Source organism: Leptospira kmetyi serovar Malaysia str. Bejo-Iso9, assembly GCF_000243735.2.
GTDB lineage: Bacteria > Spirochaetota > Leptospiria > Leptospirales > Leptospiraceae > Leptospira > Leptospira kmetyi.
Map to the genome: position 1 here is coordinate 2,394,542 of NZ_AHMP02000003.1, position 16,154 is coordinate 2,410,695.

The 16,154-nt window shown below is 46.1% G+C and carries 12 protein-coding genes; 10 read left to right on the forward strand and 2 right to left on the reverse strand.

Translation table 11 applies throughout. The annotated features are described in order from the left end of the window. The first annotated feature begins 112 nt into the window (after positions 1-112). Positions 113-1,309, forward strand: coding sequence for a M23 family metallopeptidase (locus LEP1GSC052_RS13640; RefSeq protein WP_010573696.1), 1,197 nt, complete (start codon positions 113-115; stop codon positions 1,307-1,309). Positions 1,310-1,323: 14 nt separating this feature from the next. Here LEP1GSC052_RS13640 and LEP1GSC052_RS13645 read toward each other — a convergent pair whose 3' ends face one another. Beyond that, on the reverse strand, positions 1,324-1,971 hold the full coding sequence (locus tag LEP1GSC052_RS13645) for an NAD(P)H-dependent oxidoreductase (RefSeq protein ID WP_010573695.1): 648 nt from the start codon (positions 1,969-1,971) through the stop codon (positions 1,324-1,326). Between the two features lie 124 nt (positions 1,972-2,095). Further along, positions 2,096-2,539, reverse strand: coding sequence for an Rrf2 family transcriptional regulator (locus tag LEP1GSC052_RS13650; protein ID WP_010573694.1), 444 nt, complete (start codon positions 2,537-2,539; stop codon positions 2,096-2,098). Positions 2,540-2,958: 419 nt separating this feature from the next. Here LEP1GSC052_RS13650 and ppk1 point away from each other — a divergent pair, with 419 nt between their 5' ends. The 9 genes from ppk1 (at position 2,959) to LEP1GSC052_RS13700 (ending at position 16,140) form a co-directional block, all read left to right on the forward strand. Next, on the forward strand, positions 2,959-5,097 hold the full coding sequence (gene ppk1, locus LEP1GSC052_RS13660; protein ID WP_010573692.1) for a polyphosphate kinase 1: 2,139 nt from the start codon (positions 2,959-2,961) through the stop codon (positions 5,095-5,097). A gap of 16 nt (positions 5,098-5,113) precedes the next feature. Continuing rightward, complete coding sequence (locus LEP1GSC052_RS13665) at positions 5,114-6,532, forward strand: FAD-binding oxidoreductase (RefSeq protein ID WP_010573691.1); 1,419 nt, start codon at positions 5,114-5,116, stop codon at positions 6,530-6,532. Continuing rightward, the gene (locus LEP1GSC052_RS13670; protein WP_010573690.1) at positions 6,532-8,115 is read left to right on the forward strand and encodes a bifunctional GNAT family N-acetyltransferase/carbon-nitrogen hydrolase family protein; all 1,584 of its coding nucleotides are present in this window, start codon (positions 6,532-6,534) and stop codon (positions 8,113-8,115) included. The genes LEP1GSC052_RS13665 and LEP1GSC052_RS13670 overlap by 1 nt, the downstream gene beginning before the upstream one ends. Then, positions 8,097-8,462 (forward strand): transmembrane 220 family protein, encoded by a 366-nt coding sequence (locus tag LEP1GSC052_RS13675; protein ID WP_010573689.1) that lies wholly within the window; start codon positions 8,097-8,099, stop codon positions 8,460-8,462. Before LEP1GSC052_RS13670 ends, LEP1GSC052_RS13675 begins: the two co-directional genes overlap by 19 nt. After that, positions 8,452-9,093, forward strand: a complete 642-nt coding sequence (locus LEP1GSC052_RS13680) for a VTT domain-containing protein (RefSeq protein ID WP_010573688.1) — start codon at positions 8,452-8,454, stop codon at positions 9,091-9,093. The genes LEP1GSC052_RS13675 and LEP1GSC052_RS13680 overlap by 11 nt, the downstream gene beginning before the upstream one ends. 284 nt (positions 9,094-9,377) lie before the next feature. Then, positions 9,378-11,861 carry a TonB-dependent receptor family protein gene (locus tag LEP1GSC052_RS13685; RefSeq protein WP_010573687.1) on the forward strand — a complete coding sequence of 828 codons (2,484 nt, stop codon included), beginning with the start codon at positions 9,378-9,380 and terminating at the stop codon, positions 11,859-11,861. Positions 11,862-12,045: 184 nt separating this feature from the next. Then, entirely contained in the window at positions 12,046-13,371 is a 1,326-nt protein-coding gene (gene lruB / locus LEP1GSC052_RS13690; protein WP_010573686.1) for an imelysin LruB, read from the forward strand. Between the two features lie 31 nt (positions 13,372-13,402). Then, positions 13,403-14,926: a di-heme oxidoreductase family protein gene (locus LEP1GSC052_RS13695; RefSeq protein WP_010573685.1), complete on the forward strand. Its 1,524-nt coding sequence runs from the start codon at positions 13,403-13,405 to the stop codon at positions 14,924-14,926. Beyond that, positions 14,923-16,140 (forward strand): imelysin family protein, encoded by a 1,218-nt coding sequence (locus LEP1GSC052_RS13700; RefSeq protein WP_010573684.1) that lies wholly within the window; start codon positions 14,923-14,925, stop codon positions 16,138-16,140. The genes LEP1GSC052_RS13695 and LEP1GSC052_RS13700 overlap by 4 nt, the downstream gene beginning before the upstream one ends. Positions 16,141-16,154: the final 14 nt, after the last annotated feature.

Sequence of the window (16,154 nt, forward strand, 5' to 3'; positions counted from 1 at the left end):
TCTAATATGTTCCGAATTCCGCGTTGCGAAACATACGATCGCAACGCGAACGGTTCGAACTCTAAAATCATGATTTACGGATTTATCGGATTCCCGAAATGATGAAATTGATATGCGAAATCAGATTGTCGCTTTAATTTTTATACTATTTCTTTCCTTGGGTTTATTCGCCGAGCCGGGCGATCTAAAGGGAGAATGCAAACCGAAAGAATGGATCTGCGTTCTTACCAGAAACGACAACAACAAGATCGAATTCTACGTTCAGAACAGAAGTCCTTCGGGAGAATTCCCCTTTTCGCTTTATTTTAATTTTTCGGATCTTGAAAATTACCGGCCCGACGTAACATTACCTTTTCCTTATGTTTCCAAGGGAAGTGCGGAACCCCAAAAAGTTTTTACCCTAAATCTGATCAATAATGATAAGGACCGTTCCTATAGTTCGAGTATTTACGTAAGAGCCGGAGATTTTAACGCGCCAAAAAACAAAAACGTTATCTATCGTTTACCGTTCGAATCTGCTTCCCGAATCGGACAAGGTTACAACGGAAAGTTCACCCATAACGGACAGTTTCCGTACGCGTTGGACTTTACCCTTCCCGAAGGAAGCGCGGTTGTGGCGGCGAGAGAAGGTATTGTAATTACGACCGAGGATAAATACAAATTAGGTGGAACGACTCCGTATTATAAGGATAAGGCGAACTTCATCCAGATTCTTCATAAGGACGGAAGTATCGCGGAATACGCGCACTTAAAATACAAGGGCGTTTTGGTTCAAGTCGGACAAACTGTGAGAACCGGAGAAAAAATCGGATTGTCCGGCAACACCGGATTCAGTAGCGCTCCTCATCTGCACTTTCACGTTTTCAAACCCACAAGCGACTTTCAAATCTTGGACTCCTTTCCGACCGCGTTCGAAACCGACGAAGGAGTGTTAGACGAACTCAAAGAGGGGGTCGTATATTGGAATCCTTCGGTTATGTTGCCTGCCGGAAAAGTATTCTTTGAAGAAGATTTAAAGATTTGTTCCGATATTCTTCAGAAAAAACCGGTCAACTGCGAGGAAAGTTTCAATGCTCAGAAACGACCAATCTTAATTTTAGAAATTAGAAAACCGAGAAAATACGATCTACAAGTGGAAGTTTGTAGTCCGGATTCGATTTGCAAAAGAATCGATTGGGCTCTACAACCGGATCGTATTTTTTCCGTTCTATCATTTGATTGGAGCCTTTTTCCGCAACAATCCGGAAAGTATAGGATCCAAGTCATCAACGATATAGAAATCATCAAGACTTGGATCGTGGAACGTTAGAATATTAAAGATTCTTAAACTGTCGCCAAGGAAGAATAACGGATCACAAGATCCTCTTTCGACTTACGCACCTTGGGCGCGTTAACCAAATGATCCTTGTCCGCGTCTCGATAACCGAGCGCGAGAATGGAAGTTGATCTCAAACCTTTTTCCTTTAGACCGAGAAGCTCGTCCAAAGCCGCCGCGTTAAAACCTTCCATTGGAGTCGCGTCCACGCCTTCGACTGCGGCCGCCACGATTCCGGTTCCAAAAGCGATGTAGGTCTGTCTCGCTGCCCAGTTAAAACTCGTTTCGCTGGTTTGAGACTTCAGCCAACCGAGCATGGAGTTTTTAAAACCTTGCAAAGAATCAGTTCCGATGTTTCTCGTATTTGCAATTAATTGAATATAATTTTCAATCTTATCTTCGGTGATTCCGTCCCAAGCGGTAAAAACCAAAAGATGGGAAGATTCCGTAATCTGCGGTTGATTATTTGCGACGGGAAGAATTTTACGTTTGAGTTCTTCGTCTTCGATGACAAGAACGTTGTAAGGTTGTAGTCCGAAACCCGAGGCGGTGAGGCGAATCGATTCTAAGATTCTTTCCACTTTTTCGGGAGGCAATTTCTCGCCGGTCATTCTTTTGGTCGCGTAGCGCCAGTTCATTTTCTCCAGTAAATCCATGATTCACTCTCCTAGATCGTATCCCGATTCTTTGTTTTTTTGGGTTTCGGGATTCAAGATGTTCACTTGTTATAAACACCTTAACAAGATAGACGGATAAAAGGAAAAGGAAAAAAACAAAAAATCAGTGGGAGAGAGACATTTTTTTTTGGCATTCTCCGCGCACTTGATGCATTACATCGGCTAAGGAGAATTCTCCCAACTTAGCCTCGAGCGCGGCTTGGGCCTGGGCAAAAATACATTCGAGCGTCGGGACAATTCCCATTCCGATGGTACAGTCCTGTTTCGGATGGTCGTGAACGTTGAATAAACATTCGGAGGCCTCGATCGCCCTGTAGATATCGGAAAGTAGGATCTCCGTTGCCGGTTTTGCCAGAGAAGCTCCGGGAACACCCTGTCTTGTAAAAACTAAACCGGCCTTTCTCAATTTTCCGATCAGAGTTCTTACGATTGCGGGATTGGTTCCTACCGATTCTGCGATCGTGTCGGAGGTTGTATCTCCCCCTTTTACGTCTTCGAGAAAAGTTAGAATGTGAATTGCAACGGCGTAACGACTGGGAATGGCCAAGATTTTGTTCCTTTACTCAGTATTCAATGGTTTAGACGGGTCTCTGCCAAGAAGAATTCGGGTTTTTCTTTCGAATAATATCGGTTTTCATCTAAGATTTTCTTTTTAAAAATTGAGAATCAGTTTTTAAGATAAACTCTTCGGTTTCCAAAGGGATGTAGGAACTACCACAATTCTCGATCAGTGCGAAATCCCGAAGCGGACCAAAAAATGTGGGAACTCTTACAAACTCCGAAAAATAACCGAACCCCGAGTTTTCTCCCGTCCAAAAATTAGAAGGGAAGTACAAACCTGTCATCGAAATCTCCCTTAGAATCATTGACTCCCGGTAAAGCAGGTTTAAACAGGAATAGAATCCACCGACAACTCCCAAACGGGTTTTTGAATCAGCGGATTCCGAGAATTTTCAGGATATCCAAGTGTCAAAACCAAAAGTACAGGAACAAACTCCTACGACAACGGGCCAAAACGGTTCCACCAACGGGAATCATACCGAAATCAACCTAACGAACCCGAACATATTTTTTGATCGGGAACTTTCCTGGGTGGATTTCAACCGACGCGTGTTGGAAGAAGCGAACGATCCTGAAAATCCTCTTTTGGAAAGATTGAAATTCTTAAGCATCACCGAAACGAACTTGGACGAATTCTACATGGTGCGCGTAGCCGGACTCCGCAATCTCGTAAAGGAAGGAAACGACGAAAGAAGTTTAAACGGGGACAGCGCGTCCGAAATTCTTTCCGACTTATCGGATAAAGTCCGGGCTTTCGTCCGCGAAGAATACGAAACCTTGGCGACTACATTAGAAGAATTGAAAGTAGCCGGAATACATCTGATTCTCAATCCGGAAGAATTGACGATCGACGAAATCAAACAGATCCAAACGTATTATAAGGAAGACGTGTCGCCGATCTTAACCCCTCTTGCAATCGACACGGCCCATCCGTTTCCGCATATTCTCAACAAGTCGCTGAACCTCGCGATGGTATTGAGCACCGAAGACGAAAAGACCGGAGGAAAAAAAGATCTGTTCGCGGTCGTACAAGTGCCTTCGGTTCTTCCTCGGTTTTTACAACTGAAAAGCAAGGGAGACGAACGAAGATTCTTTCCTTTGGAAGAGATCATCAAACTGCACGTAGACGATCTTTTTTACGGAATGACCGTAAAGGAAATTTATCCGTTCCGAATCGTAAGGGACGCGGACATTTCCATCGACGAAGAAAAATCCGTTAAGGATTTGCTCATCACGATGAAGGACGAATTGAGAAACCGAATCTGGGGCGACGCCGTTCGGATGGATATTCATCAGGGAACTTCTCCCTTTATCAAAAACACGTTACGCGAGCTTTTGGAACTTCAGGATCACGAAGTGTTTGACGTCGCTTCCATTTTGAACATCAGCGACGCGATGTTTTTTTACGGACTCGATCATACTTCCAAACTCAAATACCCTTTCTTTCAACAGAAGACCACTTTGAAGTTCGATACTCCGGAAAAGATTTTCGAAGCGATTAAAAAGAAAGACAGACTTTTGCATCACCCGTATCAATCCTTTTCCGCGATCGAAGACTTGCTCCGAATTTCCTCGGAAGATCCGAAGGTTCTCGGAATCAAGATGACGTTGTATCGTACGAGCGGGGATTCTCCGATCATTCAATATCTGGGACAAGCGGCGGAGAATGGAAAACAAGTGACCGTTCTCGTGGAACTCAAAGCTCGTTTCGACGAGGAAAGAAACATCAAATGGGCGCAGAAACTCGAAGCGCGGGGCGTTCACGTGGTTTACGGCGTTGTCGGATTAAAAATTCACTGCAAGATGCTTTTGGTGGTCCGCAAAGAGGACGACCACATGGTGCGTTATGTGCATCTTGGAACGGGAAACTACAACTCGACCACTTCGAAGTATTACACCGATCTCAGTTTTTTCACGGTAAACAAACAGATCACCGAGGACGTGGCGACGATCTTCAACACGATCACGAGTTACGCGAAGATGCCGACTCTGAATCTTCTTTCGGCTTCTCCTCACAATCTGAAATCGACGTTTCTTACTCTGATCGATAAGGAAAGAGAGAACGCTCTCGCCGGAAAACCCGCGAGAATCATTTTCAAGATGAACTCCCTCGTAGATCCGCATATTATTCTTTCCTTATATAAGGCGAGCCAGGCGGGCGTTCAGGTGGATCTGATCATCCGGGGAATCTGTTGTCTCAAACCCGGCTTGAAAGGGATTTCCGAAAACATCACCGTTCTTTCGATCGTGGGAAGATTTTTGGAACACACGAGAATCTATTACTTTCATTCGGGAGGAGCCGAATCGGTTTTTCTCGCATCCGCGGATTGTATGCCCAGAAACTTCGAAAGAAGAATCGAGGTTTTGTTCCCGATCATAGAAGGTAAGAATAAGGACAGAATCAAAAAGATTCTGGACGTTCAACTCAGGGACAACGTAAAGGCTCGTTTTTTGCACCCAGACGGACATTACAAAAAAAGAATATTAGAAAAAGACGAAAAACTCGTCGATTCTCAGATCGAAAGAATGAGTTTCACGGAATAAAAATTTTCAAACGAACATGACTACAACCTCGACAATCAACAAAACGGAACTCAAATCCCTCATCGGACCCGGAAAGATCTTTTTTAGAAACGATCCGGATTTCGACGAAGCCACCTTTCTTTCCTTCGGAACCGATAGGACCAAGGTTTACAAACCGGATTTCGACATTCTCGCGTTTCCGACGACCACGGAAGAAGTTGCAAAAATCGTAAAGTACGCCTACGAAAACGAAATCTCGATCGTTCCTTCCGGCGGTAGAACCGGATATGCGGGCGGAGCGATCGCAAAAAATCAGGAACTCGTTCTTTCACTCGTAAAGATGGACAAGGTCCTGGACTTCGATCCTTTTTTCGGAAGTATCAAGGTGCAAGCCGGGATGATCACAAAAAATCTCCACAAGGAAGCGGAAGAAAGAAATTTCTACTTTCCAGTGGACTTCGCTTCGACCGGCTCTTCGCATATCGGCGGAAACATCGCGACGAACGCGGGCGGAGTGAGGGTCGTTCACTACGGATTGATTCGTCAGTGGGTTCTGGGTCTTACCGTCGTTACCGGAACCGGTGAAATCTTGGAATTCAACGGCGAGGTTTTGAAAAACAACACGGGTTACGATCTCAAACAGCTTTTTATCGGCTCCGAAGGAACGTTAGGCGTCATTACCGAAGCGACCTTAAAACTCACGACCAAACCTCTGGACAACCGAGTGTTGCTCGTTGCGGTTCCCGACTTTGCGTCCATTCTTTCCTTGTTCAAGGAAACACATCAGGTAAAAGTTCCTTTACTCGCGTTCGAATTCTTCACCGAATATTGTTTAGGAAAAGTGAAAGCACATCTCGGAGTTTCCGATCCGTTTCAAACTCCGAGTCCGTATTACGTTTTGATGGAATTCGAAATCGCGGAAGAATCGGACGATGAAAAATTGTTCGGCTTCTTGGAAACGATCACCGAAAAAGGTCTGATCAGCGACGGAAGTCTCGCACAAAACTCGAGACAATCAGAAACCTTCTGGAAATACCGCGAAGGAATCAGCGAAAGTATTTCCATCGAATACACGGTTCACAAAAACGACATCTCCCTTCCTTTGAGAAACATGGAACCGTTTCTCGTAGACATGGAAGCGTTGTTAAACGGAAAATATCCGGGTTTTGAAATCGCGCTTTTCGGTCACGTGGGAGACGGAAATCTTCACCTAAACATCGTTAAACCGAAGGATCTTTCCAACGAGGAATTCTTCAAGAAGTGCAAGGACGTAGATCCGGATATGTTTCGTTTATTACAAAAATATCATGGATCGATCAGCGCCGAACACGGAATCGGACTTTTAAAAAAGGACTTTCTCCATTTTTCAAGAACGCAGGGTGAGATTCTCCTGATGAAGGAAATCAAAAAGTCCATGGATCCTAAAAACATCATGAACCCGGGCAAAGTGTTCTGATGATTTCGACAAACGGTTCCGGCGGTAAAAAACCGAGCAAGAGAAAGAAGAAGATACAATCCGAACACCGGATTGTTATGCGAAGTCTTACTCTGGACGATTACGCCGACGTCAAGGAGATCATGGACATCGTCTTCCCGGAGTTCGACGGGGCTTGGAAGAAGAATCAGTTCGAATCCCAGATCACGAAATTTCCGGAAGGTCAGATTTGTATCGAGGACAACGGTAAGGTTGTCGGCGCGGCCATCAGCCAGATCATCAAATGGGCGGATTACGGCGACAATCATACCTACGAAGAAATCGTTGGAAAGGGCGATCTTAAAAATCACAACGAAAACGGAGACTCTCTTTATGGAGTCGATATCTTCGTTCACCCCGAGTATCGCGGACTTCGTCTCGGTCGAAGACTTTACGACGCAAGAAAGGAACTCTGCGAGAAACTGAATCTCAAAAGAATCGTTGTCGGCGCTTGGATGCCCGGTTACGAAAACTACGAAGACAATATGACGCCCGCGCAATACATCGAAAAGGTGAGAGACAAGGAGATCTACGATCCCGTTCTTTCCTTTCAGCTCGCCAACGGGTTTCACGTTCGTAAACTCAAACGCGGATATTTCGGAAACACGAAGGGCTTCAGCTCTTACGCGGTTCTATTAGAATGGTTGAATATATACTACGAAAAAGAAGAGACCGCGCTCATCGGCGGTCAAAAAACCGTGGTCCGCGTGGGCGTGGTTCAGATGCAGATGCGTCCCGTAACAGGCATCGAAGAACTAATGCGCCAGGTGGAATTTTTCGTGGATACGGTCGCGGGTTACAACGTCGACTTCGTATTATTTCCCGAATTTTTTAATGCGTCTTTGCTCGCGAGATACAACGATCGAAGTCCTTCCGACGCGATGCGCGCGCTTTCCAGCCACACGGACAGCATCATCGAAAAGATGGTCGAGCTTGCTGTTTCATACAACGTGAATATCATCTCGGGAAGTATGCCCGAATACAGAGACAACACTCTTCACAACGTTTCGTATCTTTGCAGAAGGGACGGAACCTACGAGGAACAATACAAACTTCACGTCACACCAGACGAGGATTTTTATTGGGGAGTTAAGGGCGGTTACAATCTTTCCGTTTTCAACACCGACGCTTGTAAGATCGGAATTCTAATCTGTTTCGACGTGGAGTTTCCCGAACTTCCGAGATTTTTGGCGGAACAGGGAATGGACGTTCTTTTTGTTCCATTCTACACCGATACGAAAAACGGATACAATCGAGTCAGACATTGTGCGATGGCGAGAGCGATCGAAAACGAATGTTACGTCGTGATCTCTGGTTCGGTCGGCGCGCTTCCTCATGTGGAGAATATGGACATTCAATACGCGCAGTCTGCGGTTTTTACTCCTTCCGATTTCGCGTTCCCGCACGATTGTGTCGCCGCGGAATCGGTTCCGAACACGGAGATGACTTTGATCGCGGATTTGGATCTGGATCTTTTGAAAGAACTCCGCAAAAAAGGTTCCGTTCGAAATCTTTCCAATCGAAGAAAGGATTTATACGAACTCAAATGGATTTACGAATCATGAAAATATTCTCCATTGTTACGATTTTACTTTGGCTTTTGTTTGCGGGTCTTCAATACAACGATCCCGATCCTTGGCTTTGGGTTCCGATCTACATGAGCGTCGTTTTCTTATATGCAGGATATTTAATATATCCGGAGAAAACGAAACTCTGGCTCAGAACTTCTCTGATTCTTTCCGCGCTTTTTTCCGCGGGAACCGTTCTTGCGGCGATGCAGATCCAAAATCTTTCCTTCGACGACGAGGTTACGAGAGAAATGGGCGGCTTGATCCTGTCAGCGATTTGGTCGAGAATTCCCGGTTATTGGATTCGCAAAAAGGAAACAAAGAGAGAATCGAGTGCGGTTTGATAAGAATGAAATCTTTCAATATCACAAGAAGAGGAATTTTTATTCCGGTCTGATTTTTCTCGGTTCCGTCTTTCTCGCGATTCTTCTTTTGACGCTGACTACATTCGGAATTCTTAAATTAGAAATTCCGGGTTTAAGCGAAATCCAAAAGTTCGCGCTTTCCATCGGAAAGGAAATCAAAAAGCCGAGTCTGATCGGCGTTTTCTACACGACTTTGTTCGGCGGTTTATTCTTCTTTTATCTTCCCATCGAATTCTTATATATCCGTGCGACGTATTCCAAACTGGACGGAAGCGATTTAGTTTTTTTGCATATTCTAGGTTTATTGATTTCTTTTACGATCAATTACTTTCTGGGGAGAATCGCCGCGCGCGCCTGCATCAAGTTGATCAGCCCGAAAAAATTCTATCGTATGAAGGGTTTTCTCAATCGTTACGGCGTCCTTGCGATCTTTGCGTTCAACGCTCTTCCCCTGCCCGCTCCGATCTTAAGCGCGGTTTTGGGCGTGATCCGTTATAAGAAAAAAGTTTTTTATCCGGTGTTCGTTGCGGGACAACTTACGCAGTGTTTGGTGATTCTTTTTTTCGTTCGCCATGTTTTTACCGGTAAGTTTTTTTTAGAAACGTGGTAGTTCCTACATTTGTTTTAAAAACAAATTCAAACGAAGCCACAAAGAGATCGTAGTAGTTCCCACATCGTTTGAAGAACAAATCCTCAACAACTTCCAGGAAGTAGTAGTTCCTACACTTCTCTTACGAACGAATTGTCAGGGAAGTGTCATAGCTTTCTCATTCCCTAAGTTCTAATTTCTAAAATTTTTTCCGACCGCAGAAATGATTTCTCCGCATTCTCCCTTGACTCTGAATGCCGCCGAAAAAATATTGAGAATCATTTTCAAAATCGAAAACGAAACAAATGAAACAAAAATCAATTCTGTCTCTTTCTATTCTAATCTTATTTTTATTTTCTTGGGGAGTTCCCGCACAACCCGAAGAGAATCCGTCGGTCGACAAAGATAAACAAACTCCGAACGGACAAGGACAACAACCTGTCCCGACAACGACAAACGGAGACGATTCCGAAAAAGAAAAATGGTCCAAAGGAACCATCTCCGTCATCGGAAAAAGAAAAACCGATCTCAAACGGATTCCCGGATCGGCGACGGTGATCGAAAAAGAATTCTTAGATCAAGTCAAACCGGTCGACTCGATGGAAGTTTTAAGAAGAGTTCCGGGCGCTTCGATCCGTTATCAAGATACGGGTTTGATTTTAAACATCGGTTTTCGCGGCGTAAACAACGATCTCGGAAGAAAGGTTCTTATCTTAGAAGACGGAATCTTCACGTCCTTAAACCCCTACTCGGCGCCGGAACAATACTATACGCCTAACATCGATCGTATGGAAAGAATCGAAGTCGTAAAAGGATCGGGCGCGATTCTTTTCGGGCCTTCCACGATCGGAGGTGTGATCAACTTCATCACAAAACGTCCTCCCAAAGAACCGGTTCTTTCCGTTTCGACGCAGGGAGGTTCTTACGGATTCTTTGCTTCTCAGATTTCTTACGGAGGAACGTTCGGAAACACGGGAATCGACATTTCCGTTTTGAGAAAACAAGGAGACGGTTTCCGAGATCATCAGGATTTCCGATTGCACGAGTTTTCTTTTAAGTCCGTGACCGACCTAAACGACAAACATACCCTTACCAGCAAATTCTTGGGTACGGTGCAGAACGCGAACATGACGTATCTCGGATTGACCACCGCTCAGTTTTGGAACAATTCTTCCTCGAACTTTGCGGAACAGGACAATCGACAACTGCAAAGATATTCCGGCGATTTAGGTCACGAATGGAAACTTACGGACAATTCCAAACTCGTGACGAAGGTGTACGCGGCTTACACGGAAAGAAACTGGGCGAGACAGAATTACGTTCGAAACACGGGTTCGTATTACAGCAATTATCCGGGCAACGTCATCAAAGCGTATGATACGGAACCTTTCGTAAACCGTCCGGGCGATACGGTTTATATGCTCGATAGCGTGGGTCATAGAAATCGTTCGTATCGTTTTGTCGGCGCGGAATCCCGCTATCAATTGGATTATCAGTTTTTCGGAATTAAGAATCAGCTCGACGCCGGTCTTCGTTATCACTATGAAACCGCGGACATCAAATATCTGGACGGACCGTCTACACCCGATTATGCGGTCTTCGGAAACGGACTCGGCAACCCGCCGACGGGAACGGCTTCTTCCGAATATTCTCTGGCGAAATCCGGAAACCTAAGAGATCACGAGGTCAACAACACGAAATCGGTCGCGGGATTCGCGCAGAACAGTTTCAAATTCTATGATAAGTTTTCCGTGATTCCCGGAGTTCGTTACGAAACGTTTACGCAGAATAGAACGATTCTCCGTCAACAAGCGATCGATCCTGCTACGAACCAACCCGATCCGAACGCGCCTTCTCAGGAAGTCGACAAAGGAAGCAGACACGTTTATCACGTTGTCATTCCCGGTTTAGGTCTTACCTACGATATTCGAAAGGATCTGACTTGGTTCGCGGGAGCGCACAAAGGATTCTCCCCTCCTAGATACCAGGACGCGTTGAACAACTCCGGAGTTATCAACAAAATCGATCCCGAATATTCGTATAACTACGAAACGGGAATTCGCGGAGATATTACGAATTACTTAAACGCTCAGGTGACTTACTTCGATCTGAATTATATCAACCAGATCATCATCACTTCTTCCACTTCCGGAAACGATTCCGCTTCTTCGGCAAAGAATGGTGGACGAACCTACAGCCGAGGTTTGGAAACGAACGTCACCTTCGATCCCGCAAAACTTTTCGACGCTTCGTTTAAACTTCCGATCGATTTGATTTATACGAGAGCCGATGCGAAGATGAATCAATATTCCATCGATACTTCCAAGGTTACGGCCAACCAATCTCTTTTGGACTTTATCGTCACACAAAAGGATAAGAACGGAAACTACGTTCCTTACGTTTCCAGAGATACGGCGACTCTCGCGATCGGATTCGTTCATCAGAAAGGTTTTTATGCGAGAGCGGAATATCAATACTTCTCCGCGCAATACCACGACGACGCGAACACTCGCACCGTTTATTGGGCCGATTCGATCACGGATCCTCTCGGAAAAAAAGTATTACAATATATGAATATTACTTCGGACAGCTCCGGGGAAACCGGTGTAATTCCGGCCTATTCTCTCATCAACGCTTCTCTGGGTTACAAACATCCGGTCAAACGTTGGAGCGTTTTTCTTACGGGTAAGAATTTAGCCGACGTTCGTTACATTTCCGGACGTCTTCCCGAAGGAATCCAAGTCGGTCCGTTTCGCCAGATCAATGTAGGAGTTACCTTTGAACTTTGATCCATCCGGAATTTTTAGCGGTTGTTCCCGCGAATTCATCCCAACCCCCGATTTTCGATTGACGAAAATGGTGATATTGAGAATTAGTATCAATATCATAACAACCAGTTCATCGAAAATTCCCCGGTTGCGGGCAAAACGCCCACTTCCGGGACCTTTTTTCAAAGACATCCAGGAGACCTTTATGAATCTAAAAACATTCGCTTCCCTTCTGCTCCTTTCGAGCCTGATTTTATTCTCCCATTGCAAACCGGAGAATAAATCCAACGACACGACTATGTTAGCCGGAGTGCTCGCGTTGGGAACCGTGCCGACCGCAAACAAAGCGCAGGTAGTGGACCGTTATCTCAAACTCGGTTACGAATCCTATGACCAAAGTTATAAGGACGCGGTGGCTCTTCAGACTGCGGTAAATACGTTCGCGGCGACCGCAACTCCGACCGCGGCGGATCATACAAATCTCAAAAATCTTTACGTAATCGGAAGAGCTTCCTACTTGGTGACCGAAGCGTTTCGTTTTTCTTCCGGTCCCGTGGACAATTCCAACGTTCTCGGTTGCGGCGACGCAGCTGATGGTTCCGGAACTCAGGAATGCGAAGGACTTCTCAACGCATGGCCGTTAGATGAAGTGACTATTGATAACTTTATTGCAAACAATGCGGTCGGCGCTACGACCTATACGAATATCTTAGCTGCAAACGGAAACGCCGCTGCGACGAACGCGCCAACTGCAAACGAAGGCAATGACGAAAAAGTCGTTCTCGTAGGTTGGCACGCAATCGAATATCTTCTCTGGGGTCAGGATCTTTCCAACGGAGGAATCAACCAAATTTCCGGTCAAAGGCCGGTCAGTGATTTCGCAAACGCGAATGCAAGTGGGGCCAAAAGAAAAGCTTATCTGAAAGCGGTAACTGACGCGATGGTAGCACAACTCAAATTGATCCGCGACCAATACGCGACCGGAACTTCTTATTCAACCGCATTCAAATCCAATCCAGACGCGGCGATCACCGCAATCTTTCAAGGTCTCGGAAAGTTCATCGCGGGAGAATGGGGTGGACAAAGACTTACCGGAACCTTCGACGGACAACAAGAAGAGGAACATTCCTGCTTCAGCGATACGACCAAAGCGGACTTTTACTACGACGCTCAAGGCGTGTTGAACGTTTGGAACGGTTCTTACGAACTTAAAAAAGGAAGCGTAACTTCCACCGGACCGGGACTCGGAAGCCTTTTCGGAACGTTAACCGCTCCTCCGATCGTGACCCAGGTCACCGCTTCCAGAAACGCGTTCTGTTTGAATCTTCCGGAAGAAACTTCCGATCCGAACTACACGACTTCTTGTCCGACCGGATCCTTAACGGGAAGATACGATCAAATCATCCGAAACGTCGATTCCGAGTATAAGATTCTTTTCGATACTCAAAAACTGATCGGCGACACTCTGAAAAAAACAATCACAGACGCGGCAAAGGCCGTGGGCGTTTCCATCACGGACTTTTCGATTTAAGTTAAAAATACATTACAAAAGATGAATGGTTATGAAAGACAAAATATCAAAAAAGAGGGAAGAGAATTCTTCCCTTTTGGTTTCAATCGATTCTAAAATCAAAACGGGACTCCTCATCGGAATCCTTTTCGGTTTATTCACGCAGTGTAACACCGATTTGTTGGATCACAAAAAGAAGAACCACGACCAGGATACGGCGGCCATTCTTCTTTTTTTAGCGAACCAAGATCCGGGCGAACAATACTCGGGCGGTCTTACGACCACGTTCGATACCACGGTCAACGCGTTCGATCTCGTCGCGTCCAATCTTCGAGACGGCGGAAACATAGACTTTCAAGGCGGGAATTCATTCTTCAATCGTCTTTGGGTGCAAGGCGGGAACTCCGCTTCAGACGGACTCGGTCCCGTGTTTAACAGCACGTCCTGCAACGGTTGTCACGTAAAGGACGGAAGAGGAACGCCACCCGCAAGCGGAAGCAGTTCTTTTACAACCATGTTAATTCGAGTCAGTAAAAACGGAAAAGATCCGATCACCGGCGGACCCGTGGGACTCGATAACTACGGACTTCAGATCAACGATCACGGAGTTACAGGTCCTCCCTTGGTTCCCGGAGAAGCCACAACCACGGTTACGTTTGCGGAAGAACCAGGAAACTTTCCGGACGGAGAAGCGTATTCTTTAAGAAGACCGACCTTTACGATTTCCGCCTGGGCCTTCGGAACACCGGCGGTCGTAAATCAATCTCCACGTACATCTCCTATGATTCCGGGACTCGGTCTTTTGGAAGCGATTCCAGAAGCGACCATTCGTTCCTTTGCGGACGAGAACGACGCGGACGGAGACGGTATATCAGGAAAACCGAATACTGTGTGGGACGCGAAACTGCAGAAAAAAGTTTTGGGTAGATTCGGATGGAAAGCGAACGAACCGAATCTGACTCAACAAAATCAAGGCGCGTTTTTGGGCGATATAGGAATCACAAGTCCCCTCTTCCCGACTCAAAACTGTACTGCGGCTCAGACGAATTGTCTCGCATCCACTCCGGGCAACAACGGAACCGCGGAAGGAACCGAAATCTCCACACGCACGGCGGACTTAGTGACTCTTTACACGAAACTCGTAAGCGTTCCCGGAAGAAGAAACTGGACGCATCCCGACGTGGTTCGCGGGAAACAATTATTTTCCGATATCGGATGTAACGCCTGTCACAAACCTTATATTTATACGGGTTATTCGGAAGGATTTCCCGAAATTTCTTTCCAACACATAAAACCTTATACGGATCTCCTTCTTCACGATATGGGAACCGATCTCGCCGACAACAGAGAGGACTTCGAGGCTTCCGGTTCGGAATGGAGAACGGCTCCTCTTTGGGGAACCGGACTCGTTCAGAAAGTCAACGGTCATAACAATCTACTTCACGACGGACGAGCAAGAGGTCATAAGGAAGCGATTCTTTGGCACGGCGGCGAGGCTTTGACATCCAGAAATAAATTCGTCAATCTTCCGAAAGCCGATCGGGACAAGCTGATTTTATTCCTGGAGTCTTTATGAGAAGTTTAGAATTTACTCATATATCTTCGGCGAAAACCGCGCTCGCGCGTAAGATCAAAATTTTGGTTTTCAGCGCGGCGATCATTCTTCCGGGAATCCGTTGCGAGGATCTCGGAAAAATCACCGGAACCGAAACCCTTTTCGTGGCCTTATTCGCAAACGCGAGTATGGGAGAATTTTTGAACTACTCCGCAAATCAAGTCGCGGTTCCTCAGTTCAATCGTCTTGTGACTGCGACTCAGGATTTAAAAACGAGCGCGACCGCGTACAATACGACTCAGAACGCGACTACGTTAGGCGATCTTCAAACCAAATGGTTGGCGGCAAGAAGAGTTTTCAAACAATGCGAAGTCTTCTACATCAACCGTTCCTATCTTCCTTCCAATTATTTTCATAGATTGGACGGTTATATCTTGGGAGAAACGAGCAGACCGGTAGCGAGCGATTTGGATACGGCCGCCGCTTCGAGTCCGAGTCAAAGTACGGTCGATTCTTATCCGTTGACTCGAAAGGGATTTGCCGCGCTCGAATATTTTATCTTCAATGACGGCGCGGGAAGCAATACGATCGCGAACATCAACACCGCAAACACCGGGAGCGCGGGTCGCCGTGCCTATATCGTCTCGCTCGCGAACGTGATACAACTGGACGCGTTTCGTCTTTCCAATTCCTGGAGCAATACGTCCGGAAACTTCGCCGGAGAAATGGCGACCGGAACCGGTTCCTTCGGAGGGATCAAGGATGCGGTGGATTCGTTTATCAACGGAATGGTTCAGTTGGAATACGTAAACCAGGACGTTCGTATCGGAGTTCCCGCCGGACTTACGTTAGCCGGAACCACGCAGTATCCCGCGAAGTTGGAATCGATTTACAGCGATTCGGCTTACAAGGATCTATTGTCTTCTCTCGAAGGTTTGGAACTTGTTTATTACGGGAACGCGGGAGAATCGGACGCAAGATCTCTCAGCTATCTCGTTCAGTTTCAGAACAAGGCCTTGGACGCGCGTATAAAAACGAAGATCTCCACGTTAAAGTCTTTGATTCAAGGAAGAATCAACGCGTCCGCAACTCTCAAAACGGATCTGACCGGAAATCTAAGTTTCGTGAACACGGAAATTTATACTCGCTTTAAGGATCTTCGCGTCGCGTTCGCAACCGAAGTGATCGGAATCTTAGGAGCCAACGCCCTTCCATCCAACGCGGACGGGGATTGACGTTCCGCGTTTCA